Here is a 1109-nt window from a genome sequence, read left to right on the forward strand (position 1 = left end):
GCCGGGCCGGTCGCAACGAACTGCTCGGCTCGGCCCGCTTCGGATCGCGTGACGATGTGCGCGGCCTGGAATCCGGCGACGGCGATCTGCTCATCGGTCGATCGGCCAAATCCGGCAAGCTGCTCCGATATGGCGGTCCCGCCCATCTGCTGACCATGGCACCGACCCGCAGCGGCAAGGGCGTCGGCACCATCATCCCCAATCTGCTGACCCTCGACCGCTCGGTGATTTGCATCGACCCCAAGGGCGAGAACGCCCGCGTCACCGCCAGGGCGCGCGCCACCAAGGGCAAGGTCTGGTGCCTCGACCCGTTCGAGGTGTCCGGGCACCCCCCTGCCCGCTACAATCCGCTCGACCGTCTCGACCCGGCCAGCCTCGATCTGGCCGAAGACGCGATGACGCTGGCCGACGCCCTGGTCCATGATCCGGCAGGGCAGAGCGGGGATGCCCATTGGAACGAGGAAGCCAAGGCGCTGATCGCCGGTCTGATCCTCTATGCCGTGGTCCATGAGGACCGCGAGCATCGCACCCTGGCGACGGTACGGGAGTATCTGACGCTCGCCCCCAAGGGATTCGCCGATCTGCTCACCCTCATGCAGGACAGCCGCGGCGCCGGTGGCCTGATCGCCCGCGCCGCCAATCGCCAGCTCGGCAAGTCCGATCGCGAGGCCGCAGGCGTGTTGTCGTCAGCCCAGCGCCATACCCATTTTCTCGACAGCCCCCGGATCGTAGCCAGCATGGCGGCGTCGGATTTCACCTTTTCGGGGTTGAAAGAGGGGGTTTCCACGGTGTTTCTGTGCCTCCCCCCTGACCGGCTCGACGCCTATGCGCGCTGGTTACGGCTGCTGGTCGCCCAGGCGCTCACCGACATGGCCCGATCGCCGGTCAAACCGGCGCGGCCCGTCCTGTTCCTGCTCGATGAGTTCGCCGCCCTGGGCAGGCTCGAACCTGTCGAGCGCGCCATGGGGCTGATGGCCGGATACGGCCCAGTCGGCCCGAAGCTGCGATTTTGGCCATGTTGAAGAACAAAGATTGAACATGGCGATCTACCAGGCTCGCTCTTGTCCTCCAATCTCGTAAACATCGGTCTCGATCGAGCACCTGTAGCT

1 protein-coding gene is annotated in these 1109 nt (G+C 66.1%); it reads left to right on the forward strand.

The window, feature by feature from the left end:
* A partial coding sequence (locus tag LQ220_RS24765) for a type IV secretory system conjugative DNA transfer family protein (protein WP_230190623.1) occupies window positions 1-1022 on the forward strand: 1022 nt, incomplete at its 5' end.
* Window positions 1023-1109 lie beyond the last annotated feature (87 nt).

Origin of the sequence: Sphingobium sp. CECT 9361 (assembly GCF_918741285.1) — a bacterium.
Taxonomy (GTDB): Bacteria; Pseudomonadota; Alphaproteobacteria; order Sphingomonadales; family Sphingomonadaceae; genus Sphingobium.